This is a genomic window from Frankia sp. RB5 (genome assembly GCF_059816245.1).
The window spans coordinates 1-11,459 of record NZ_JCBATA010000112.1; the positions used below are offsets into that span (position 1 = coordinate 1).

General features: G+C 76.5%; 2 protein-coding genes. Both read left to right on the forward strand.

From position 1 onward, the window contains the following. Window positions 1-6,689: type I polyketide synthase (locus AC6EXY_RS32455; protein ID WP_499842465.1), on the forward strand; the 6,689-nt coding region annotated here is incomplete at its 5' end. A gap of 5 nt (window positions 6,690-6,694) precedes the next feature. Next, the coding region (locus tag AC6EXY_RS32460; protein WP_499818834.1) for a type I polyketide synthase at window positions 6,695-11,459 on the forward strand (4,765 nt) is incomplete at its 3' end.

An 11,459-nucleotide genomic window follows, 5' to 3' on the forward strand; every position in this document is an offset into this window, starting at 1 on the left:
ACCACACCATCACCACCCTCACCCCCCACCACCTCACCACCGTCCTCCCCCCCAAAACCCACACCGCCCACCACCTCCACCACCTCACCCGCCACCACCCCCTCGACGGCTTCGTCCTGTTCTCCTCCGTGGTCGGCACGACGGGGAACGCGGGCCAGGGGAACTACGCCGCGGCCAACGCCTACCTGGACGCCCTCGCCGCCCACCGGGCCGCCCGCGGTCTGCCCGCCACGTCGATCGCCTGGGGGCTGTGGGACCAGACCAGTGGCATGACCGGCCACATGGACGCGGCGGACCGGGCGCGGATGGCCGCCGACGGCATCGCACCCCTCGACGCCGAGGTGGGCACGGCACTGTTCGACGCCGCGGTGACGGCGCCGGACGCGACGCTGGTCGCGGCCAGGCTCGACCGCGCCGCCCTGCTGCGGCGGGCGGCGGCGGGAACCCTGGCTCCGATGCTGCACGGTGTCACCCGGCCGCCGCGCCGCCGCGCCGCCCTGGGCGCGGGCGGCGGCGCGGGAGCACCCGAGAACCTGGGGACGTCGGCGCCGTTGGCCGCGCTCGCCGGCTTGGACGAGCGGGAACGCACCCTGCGGGTGCTGGAGCTGGTCCGCACGCACAGCGCCCAGGTCCTGGGCCAGGACGGTGGGACCATCCCCGCCAGCCGGCCGTTCCGCGACCTGGGCTTCGACTCGCTGACCGCGGTCGAACTGCGCAACCAGCTCGGCCGGGCGACGGGCCTACGGCTGCCGTCGACGGTGGTGTTCGACCATCCGACGCCGTCCGCGCTGGCGGAGTTCGTGAGCGCGCGGCTGGTCGACCAGGCGGACACCTCGGCAGCCAGGCGACCCGCACGGCCCACCACCCGCAGGACACGCTCGACCGAGGCGGACGACGAGCCGATCGCGGTGGTCGCCATGGGCTGCCGTTTCCCCGGCGGGGTGACCTCGCCGGAGGAGCTGTGGCGGCTGGTGGCCGAGGGCACCGACGCCATCTCCGGCTTCCCGACCGACCGGGACTGGCCGCTCGACCGCCTCTACCACCCCGATCCCCACCGGCAGGGCACGTCGTACAGCCGGCACGGCGGCTTCCTGCACGACGCCGCGTACTTCGACGCGGGCTTCTTCGGGATCTCCCCGCGTGAGGCGACCGCGATCGACCCGCAGCAGCGCCTGCTGCTGGAGATCGCCTGGGAGACGTTCGAACGCGCCGGCATCGACCCCCACAGCCTGCGCGGCACCCAGACCGGCGTGTTCACCGGCGTCATGTACGACGACTACGGCACGCGGCTGGAACGCGCGCCGGACGGGTTCGAGGGCTATCTGCTCACCGGGTCGACGTCCTCGGTCGCGTCGGGGCGGGTGGCGTACACCTACGGCCTCGAAGGCCCCGCCCTCACCATCGACACCGCCTGCTCCTCCAGCCTCGTCGCCCTCCACCTCGCCACCCAAGCCCTCCACCACGGCGAATGCACCCTCGCCCTCGCCGGCGGCATCACCCTCATGGCCACCCCCGCCGTCTTCATCGAATTCTCCCGCCAACAAGCCCTCGCCCCCGACGGACGCTGCAAACCCTTCGCCCACGCCGCCAACGGCACCGGCTGGGCCGAAGGCGCCGGCCTCCTCCTCCTCGAACGCCTCACCGACGCCCAGAAAAACCACCACCCCATCCACGCCCTCATCCGCGGCAGCGCCATCAACTCCGACGGCGCCAGCAACGGCCTCACCGCCCCCAACGGCCCCGCCCAACAACGCGTCATCCACGCCGCCCTCACCAACGCCCACCTCACCCCCGCCGACATCACCGCCATCGAAGCCCACGGCACCGGCACCACCCTCGGCGACCCCATCGAAGCCCACGCCCTCCAAACCACCTACGGACCCCACCACACCCCCGACAACCCCCTCTGGCTCGGCTCCATCAAATCCAACATCGGCCACACCCAAGCCGCCGCCGGCACCGCCGGACTCATCAAAATGATCATGGCGATGCGGCACCACACCCTCCCCCACACCCTCCACATCGACACCCCCACCCCCCACATCGACTGGACCAGCAACACCCTCCAACTCCTCACCACCCCCAAACCCTGGCCCCCCACCCACACCCCCCGCCGCGCCGCCATCAGCGCCTTCGGCATCAGCGGCACCAACGCCCACCTCATCATCGAAGAACCCCCCACCAGCACCAGCACACCCACCACCAGCACCGACAACCAGACCGACGACGAGAACGAAACCGGGACCGGTGAGGACGTCGCCGACGGCGGCGCGCGGCGCCTGCCCTGGGTGCTCTCGGCGCGCACCGAGCCGGCGCTGCGAGAGCTGGCCCGTCGCCTGCACGATGCCGTGGCCGACGAGTCGCTCGACCTGGCCCGTACCGGGCTCGCGCTGGCGACCACCCGGGCCCGGTTCGACAGCCGAGCCGTGGTCCTCGCGGCGGACCGGGCCGAGCTGCGCGCCGGGCTGTCGGAGCTCGCCGAGCATGGCCTGGCCGCCGATCTCACCTCCCGGGCGACGACGACCGCACCGGTCCGGGTGGTGTTCGCCTTTCCGGGCCAGGGCTCGCAGTGGCCGGGCATGGCGGCGGCGCTGTACGCACAGAGCACGGTCTTCCGCGACCACATCCACGCCTGCGCGGACGCGCTGGCCCCGCACACCGACTGGTCGCTGGTGGACGTGGTGCGCGACCTGCCCGGCGCCGCCTCGCTGGACCGGGTCGACGTCGTACAGCCGGCGCTGTTCGCCGTGATGACGTCGCTGGCCGCCCTGTGGCGGTCGGCCGGCGTCCGCCCGGACGCGGTCATCGGTCATTCGCAGGGCGAGATCGCCGCCGCCCACGTGGCCGGCGCGCTGAGTCTCGCCGACGCCGCGCGCATCGTCGCCCTGCGCAGCCGCGCGCTGGTCGAGCTGGCCGGCGCGGGCGCGATGGCCTCGGTGGCGCTGCCCGCCGCCGACGTCGCCCCGCTTCTGGCGGACATGCCCGGGGCCCTCGCGGTGGCCGCGGTCAACGGTCCCGGCACGACGGTGGTGTCCGGCGACCCCGCGGCCGTCGACGCGCTGCTCGCCCGCTGCGCCGCCGACGGGATCCGGGCACGGGCCATCGCGGTGGACTACGCGTCCCACTCCCCGCAGGTCGACCTGCTGCGGGACCGGCTGGCCCGGGAGCTGGCCGACGTCCGCCCGCGTTCGGGCGAGGTCGCGTTCTACTCCACCGTCACGGCGGGGTTGTTCGACCCGCCCGGGCTCGACGGTGACTACTGGTTCCGCAACCTGCGGGAACCGGTCCGGCTGACGGAGACCGTCAAGGCCCTGCACGACGACGGCCACCGGCTCGTCATCGAGATCAGCCCGCACCCGGTCCTCGCCCCGGGGCTCGTCGAGACGTTCGACAGCCTCGAGGAGGTCCGCCGGCCCGGGGCGGCCGGCCGGCCCACCGTGACAGCGGCCACCGGCCGTGAGCCTGTCGGCGGCACGGTCCTGACCACCCTGCGCCGGGAGGCGGGCGACTGGGACCGCTTCCTCACCTGCCTGGCCGAGGCCCACCTGCACGGGCTGGCCGTCGACTGGCGCCCGGCCTTCCCGCCGGTCACCCCGGCGCCGGTCGACCTGCCCACCTATCCGTTCCAGCGCCGCCGCTACTGGATTGACACCCCGCCCGCGAGCGTCGACGCGGCCGCGATCGGCGTGGGCGACGCCGATCATCCGCTGCTCGGCGCGGTGGTGGAGGTGGCGGGCGAACGGGGCCTGGTCGCCACCGGCCGGCTCTCACCGCGCACCCTGCCCTGGCTCGTCGATCACGGCGTGGGCGACACCGTGCTGCTGCCCGCCACCGGATTCCTCGAACTCGCCGGGTACGTGGGCGAGCGGGCCGGCCTGCGGCAGCTGGTGGAGCTGACCCTGCACGCACCCCTGGTGATCCCGGACGACGCCGACGTCCGGGTGCAGGTCGTCCTCGACCCGCCGGGCGAGGACGGTCGGCGGGCGGTGAGCATCCACGCTCGGCGGGAGGAGGACGACACGCTGGCGACCGGCGCGCCCTGGACCCTGCACGCCAGCGGCCTGCTGGCCGAGGACCCCTCCGCACCCGACGCCCCGGTGGCGGCCGACTGGGCCGGCGCCGAGCCGGACGGGGCCTGGCCGCCACCGGCGGCCGTCGCGTTGACCGACGGCGACCCGTACGCGCTGCTGGCCGACCACGGATACCACTACGGTCCGGCGTTCCAGGGTCTGCACGCCGCGTGGCGGCTCGGCGACGACCTGTTCGCCGACGTCCGGCTGCCCGAGCCGGAGCGGTCCAACGCCTCGGCCTACCTGCTGCACCCCGCCCTGCTCGACGCGGCGCTGCACCCGATGGTCCTGCGTCAGCTCCCACGGCGCGCCGGCACGGACGACGGGAACGCGACGGACCGGCGGATCCAGCTGCCCTTCTCCTGGCGGGACGTGCGGATCTCCGGCCAGGCACCGACCCACGTCCGGGTCCGGCTCACCCCCGCCGGACCGGACACGGTCGAGCTCACCGTCGCCGACGCGACGGGCGCCGTCGTCGCACACGCCGGCGCCCTCATCACCCGCCCGACCGACCTCGACCGTCTCGCGGGCAGCGGCGACACGCTGCACCGCGTCGTGTTCACCCCCGCCGGACCGGACGAGGCCGCCGCCCCCGCGGGACCGGTGGCGGTCGTGAGTGACGACCACGGCCCGCTGGCGGCGAACCTGCGCGCCGCCGGAGTCGAGGCCCAGGTCCACCCCGGCCTCGGCGAGCTGTGGTCCGCGGTCGGTGCCGGAGCACCCGAACCACCCTGGGTCCTGGTCGACCTCACGGCGGCCGCGTCGGCGCCCGCCACCGACGACGGCACCCGTGCCCTCCTGCACCGCACGCTGGCCCTGGCACAGGCGTGGCTCGCCGCCGACTCCACACCTCCCGGCGCGTCCACGGCCGCGCACGACTCGCCGCCCGCCGGCGATCACCCGAACGACGACGAGGGCGCACCCGTCCGCGCGCCGGCGGCCGGCGGCCGCCTGGCGTTCGTGACCCGCGGGGCGCTCGCCGTCCCTCCCGACGACGACGCCCCCGATCCGGCCGCGGCCGCCGTCTGGGGACTCGTGCGCACCGCCCAGCTGGAGGAGCCGGACCGCTTCGCCCTGCTCGACGTCGACGGTCACCCGGACTCGGCGGCGGCGATCCCCCGGGTGCTCGCCGGCGGGGCCGCGCAGGCGGCCATCAGGGCCGGCCGCGCCCTTCTGCCCCGGCTGGCCCGCGTCGCGGCGGCGCCCGCCCGCGACGCCGCCTTCCCCCGCGATCGCACGGTCCTGCTGACCGGCGGCACCGGGACGCTGGGCGCCGAGGTCGCCCGCCACCTGGTCGGCGCCCACGGTGTCCGCCATCTCCTGCTGGCCAGCCGGCAGGGTGACGCCAGCCCGTCGGCGGCGGCCCTCGTGGCCGAGCTGACCGCGCGCGGCGCCGACGTCCGGGTGGCCGCCTGCGATGTCGGCGACCGGGCGGCGACCGCGAGCCTGCTCGCCTCGGTCGACCCGACGCACCCGCTCGGCGCCGTCATCCACGCCGCCGGGGTGCTCGACGACGGCCTGCTGTCCGCGCTGACGCCGCCGCGCCTCGACGGGGTGCTGCGGCCCAAGCTGGCCGCCGCCCGCCATCTCGACGAGCTGACCCGCGACCTCGACCTCACCGCGTTCGTGCTGTTCTCCTCCGCCGCCGGCACGCTCGGCAGCCCCGGGCAGGCCGGGTACGCGGCCGCGAACGCGGCGTTGGACGCGCTCGCCGCACGCCGCCGCGCCGCGGGCCGACCGGCGGTGTCCCTCGCGTGGGGCCTGTGGGCGCCGGCGAGCGGGCTGACCGCCGAGCTGACCACGGTGGACCGGGCGCGCCTGGGCCGGCTCGGCATGGCGCCGATGGCACCCGCCCAGGCGCTGGCCCTGTTCGACGCCGCCCTCGACGGGACCGAGCCGGCGGTGCTGGCCGCCCGGCTGGACCTGGCGCGGCTGCGCCGCCAGGCCGAGCAGGGCGAGGTCCATCCGCTCCACCGCGGGCTGGTCACGGCCACACGGCGGCGGGCGCGGGCCGCGCACGCCTCCCGCCCGGCGCCGGACGCCGACCCGGGCGGCGCCGGTGGACTCGCCGCACGCCTCGCGGCGCTCGACCCGGCCGGGCGGGCCGCCCTGCTGCTGGAGCTGGTCAGCCGGCACATCGCCACGGTCCTGGGCCATGACGACGTGGACGCGGCCGCCGTGGCGGCCGACCGCGGCCTGCTCGACCTCGGGTTCGACTCGCTCACCGCGGTGGAACTGCGCAACCGGCTCGGTGCCACGACGGGTCTGCGGCTGCCGACCACGCTGGTCTTCGATTATCCGACGCCGGCGGCGATCGCGCGGCACCTGCTCGCCGAGCTGACCCCTGATCCGCCGACTCCCGGCGACCCGCTGAGCGAACTGGACCGGCTCGAGGCCGCCCTGAGCGCCGGTGGAGATCCCGACGACGAGCGGCACGCGCGGGTCGCCACCCGCCTCGCCGATCTCCTGCGGGCCTGGAACGACCGGCGGGAACCCGCCCCACCCGACCCGAACAACGATCTCGCCACGGCGACCGACGACGAACTGTTCGACGCGCTCGACCGCGAGCTGTCCACCGACGGCGGCCCGGACGCGTCCCAACTGGCCTGGGAGGGATGACGGTGGTGCGCAGCGAGGACGCGGCGGAGACGGCCCCGGCGAGCGGGACGGCCCAGCCCGCCACCGCGGCCGCCGCCGGCGGCGGTGGCGTCGAGGGCCGGCTACGGGACTACCTGCGCCGGGCGACCACGGACCTGCGCGAGGTGCGCCGGCGCCTGCGGGAGGCCGAGGAGCGCGACCACGAGCCGGTGGCGATCATCGCGATGAGCTGCCGCTACCCCGGCGGCGTCCACTCGCCGGAGGATCTGTGGACACTCGTCGCGGACGGCCGCGACGCCATCTCCGACTTCCCCACCGACCGCGGCTGGGACCTCGACGCCCTCGCGCACCCGGACCCCGAGCACCCGGGCACCTCCCACGCCCACGAGGGAGGCTTCCTCGCGGACGCCGCGGACTTCGACGCCGAGTTCTTCGGCATCACGCCCCGCGAGGCGCGGGCCACCGACCCCCAGCAGAGACTGCTGCTCGAGACCAGCTGGGAGGCCCTGGAGCGGGCCGGCATCGACCCCGCCGACCTGCGCGGAAGCGACACCGGCGTGTTCGTCGGGGTGATGTACGACGACTACGCCTCGCGGCTGCGCCCGGCGCCGCCGGGATACGAGGGCTACCTGGTCAACGGCAGTGCCCCGAGCGTGGCGTCCGGCCGGATCTCCTACACCCTCGGCCTCGAGGGCCCGGCCGTCACGATCGACACGGCCTGCTCGTCGTCGCTGGTGGCGATGCACCTGGCGGCTGCGTCACTGCGGCGGCGGGAATGCGCCCTCGCGCTCGCCGGCGGTGTGTCCGTGATGGCCACGCCCGCCGTCTTCGTCGAGTTCAGCCGCCAGCACGGCCTGGCCGCCAACGGGCGCTGCAAGCCGTTCGCCGCCGCCGCGGACGGCACCGGATGCTCCGAGGGGGTGGGGCTGCTCCTGCTCGAACGCCTCGCCGACGCACGCCGCCACGGCCATCGGGTGCTCGCCGTGCTGCGCGGCAGCGCGGTCAACCAGGACGGTACGAGCAGCCAGCTGACCGCGCCGAACGGGCCCTCCCAACAGCGGGTGGTCCGCCGGGCGCTGGCCGACGCGCGCCTGCGGCCCGACCAGGTCGACGCGGTCGAGGCCCACGGCACCGGCACGGTACTGGGCGACCCGATCGAGGCACAGGCGCTGCTCGGCGTCTACGGGCCGCACCGGCCCGCCGGGCAGCCGCTGTGGCTCGGCTCGGTGAAGTCGAACATCGGGCACACCCAGGCCGCCGCCGGTGTCGCCGGTGTGATCAAGATGGTGATGGCGATGCGGCACGCCACGCTGCCCGCCTCGCTGCACATCGACCAGCCGACGCCGCATGTGGACTGGTCGGCGGGAGGTGTCGAGCTGCTGCGCGAGCGCCGCCCCTGGCCGCGGCGGGACGGCCCGCGCCGCGCCGGTGTGTCGTCCTTCGGCATCAGCGGCACGAACGCGCACGTCATCATCGAGGAGCCCGCCGGGATCGAGAACGACGACGCCGCCGGCACGCAGGGCATCGACGGCGCGGACAGCGCGCACGGCGCGGAGGGGGCGCACCGCGCGGAGGGGGCGCACGGCGTCGACAGCGCGCAGGGCGCGCCGGACCCGAGCGGCCAGCCGGATCCCGGGCCCCATCCGTTCCTGCTCTCGGCCCACTCCGCGCCGGCACTGCGCGGCCAGGCCGCCCGCCTGCGCTCCTGGCTCGACGACCACCCCGGCGCCGATCTCGCGGACGTCGGGCACGCCCTGCTCACCACCCGCGCCCAGCTGGATCGCCGCGCGATCGTCAGTGCCCGCGATCGCGACGATCTGCGCGCGGGCCTGGCGGCGCTGGCCGCGGATCGCCCGCACCCGGCCGTGGTGCTCGGCGCGCGGCGCGCCGCGGGGCGCACCGCCCTGGTCTTCTCCGGGCAGGGCAGCCAGCGTGCCGGGATGGGCCGGCAGCTGTATGCCCGCGCACCGGTGTTCGCCGCCGCCTGGGACGAGGCGTGCGGCCACCTCGACGCGCACCTCGACCGTCCGCTGTCCGTCGTCGTCGTCGCCGCGGCCGACGACTCGCCGCACGCGCGGCTGCTCGACCAGACCGCCTACACCCAGAGCGCCCTGTTCGCCCTGCAGGTGGCGCTGGCCCGCCATCTCGCGGACGCCGGGATCACCGCGGACTACCTGCTCGGGCACTCGATCGGCGAGCTCGCCGCCGCGCACATAGCCGGGGTGCTGTCGCTCGCCGACGCCTGCACGCTGGTGGCGGCCCGCGGACGGCTCATGCAGGCGCTGCCGGCCACCGGCGCGATGGCGGCCATCGACGCCCCGGAACACGAGGTCGCCGCCTCCCTCGACGGCCTCACCGACGACCTCGCCGGGGACACGCGCGCGACGGTGACGATCGCCGCGGTGAACGGCCCCGCCGCCACCGTGGTCTCCGGGGACGCCCCCGCCGTCGACCGGGTGGCGGCGCTCTGGCGGGAGCGGGGCCGGCGGGCGACCCGGCTGCGGGTCAGCCACGCCTTCCACTCCCCGCACATGGACGCCATGCTGGCGCGGTACGGCCAGGTGGCCGCCGAGCTGACCTACCGGGCACCGAACGTGCCGATCGTCTCGACGCTGACCGGCACCCTCGCGACGGCCGATCAGCTGGGCTCGCCCGACTACTGGGTCCGCCAGGTCCGCGAGGCCGTCCGCTTCCATGACGGCGTGACCTGGCTGCGTGCCCAGGGAGTGTCGACCTGCCTTGAGATCGGCCCCGGGGCGACGCTCAGCGCGATGGCCGCCGGCCACGACCACCACCCGGATGGCACCGGCCCCGACTTCGTGGCCACCCTGGCGTCCGGCGTCACCGAGGACGACGCCGTGGCGCGGGCCATCGCCCGGGTGCGGATCGGCGCCGACCGGGTCACCTGGCCCGGCTCACGCGCCCGCGGACCGGCGGTGCATGCCGACCTGCCGACCTACGCGTTCACCCGCACGCGGTACTGGCTCGACGCGGCGCCCCAGGCGAGCGACGTGGCCGGCGTGGGCCTGGCGGCGACCGGGCATCCGTTGCTCGGCGCCGCCCTCGACCGGGCCGACGACGGCGGCGCGGTCCTCACCGGGCGCCTGTCGCTGCCCGCGCAGCCCTGGCTGGCCGACCACGCCGTCGGGTCCGCGACCCTGCTGCCCGGCTCGGCGTTCGTCGAGATGGCGCTGGCCGCCGGGCGGCACCTGGCCTGCGACCGGCTCGAGGAGCTGGTCCTGCGCGAACCGCTGTCCCTGGCCGCGCGGGAGGCGGTCGCCGTCGAGGTCACCGTCGCCGCGGCCGACCCGGCGGGACGCCGGGCGATCGAGGTGTACGCGCGCCCGGCCGACGAACCGGGGGCGGCGTGGCGGCACCACGCCACCGGCGTCCTGAGCGCTGGGGCCGCTGCGACGACGACCGAGCCCGACCTGGACGCCGTGCCCAACCCCGACCCCGAGCCCGACCCCGGGCCCAACCCCGACTCCGGGCCCAACCCCGACTCCGGGCCCGACCTCGACGCCGAGCCCGGCCCCGACGGCTCGTGGCCCCCGGCCGACGCCGTCGCGCTGCCGGCCGGGGACCTCTACCCGCGGCTGGAGCGAGGCGGCTACCGGTACGGCCCGGCGTTTCAGGGGCTGGTCGCCGGCTGGCGCCACGGCGAGGACCTGCTCGCCGAGATCCGGCTGCCGCGGGGGCTGGAGGTGAGCGGGTTCGACCTGCACCCGGCGCTGCTCGACGCGTGCCTGCACGCGCTGATCCTCGCCGCCGACGAGGGCGACGGCGCGGGCACGGCGGCCCCGACCGGCGGTCGGCCGCCACGGCTGCCGTTCTCCTTCGCCGGCGTTCGCGTGCACGCGGTCGGCGCCACGGAGGTACGGGCCCGTATCCGACCGACCGGTCCGCAGACCGTCGCCGTCACGATCCGGGATCTCGCCGGCGACCCGGTCGCCGACCTCGCCGCGGTCACCACCCGGGAGATCGACCCGGCCCTGCTGGCGGCGAGCCCACCCGTGCGCGGTGGCCTGTACCGGATCGACTGGGAGCCGCTGGCGACAGCGCCGGGCCACGCCGTCGACCCGGCCGCGCCGATACCGGTCGCGCACGTCCCCGCGGCGGAGGCCGCCGGGTCCGCGACCACCGCGCCCGTCGGCCCGCCGACGGAGGTCGGCAGCCTCGAGGCCGCGGATCGGGCCGCCGCGCACAGCCTGGACGTGGTGCGGTCCTGGCTCGCCGGCGCGAACCACGACGAGCTGCCCGGCGGCCCGCTCGACGAGGTGCCCCGCGGCCCGCTCGACGAGGTGCCCCGCGGCCGGCACGACGAGGAGCCCCCCGGCCGGCTCGTCGTCGTGACCCGCCGCGCCGTCGTCGTCGCGCCCGACGACCCGCCGCCCGACCCGGGCGCCGCGGCCGCCCACGGGTTCGTCCTCGCCGCCCAGGCGGAGCATCCGGACCGGTTCGTGCTGCTCGACGCCGACACCGACGCCACACCCGGCCCGGAACTGCTGCGGGCCGCGCTCGACAGCGGCGAACCCAGGCTGGCCGCGCGGGGCGGCCGCCTGTACGCCACCCGGCTACGCCGTCTCGCCCTCCCTCCCACCACCGTCGCCCCACCCACCGTCACCCCAGCCAGCGCCGTCACCCCAGCCAGCGCCGTCACCCCACCGGCCACCGACAGGAACACCACACCCCCCGACACCCCCCGCGACCTGTCCGCCCTCGGCTGGGACCGCAACGGCACCATCCTCATCACCGGCGGCACCGGCACCCTCGCCCGCATCCTCGCCCACC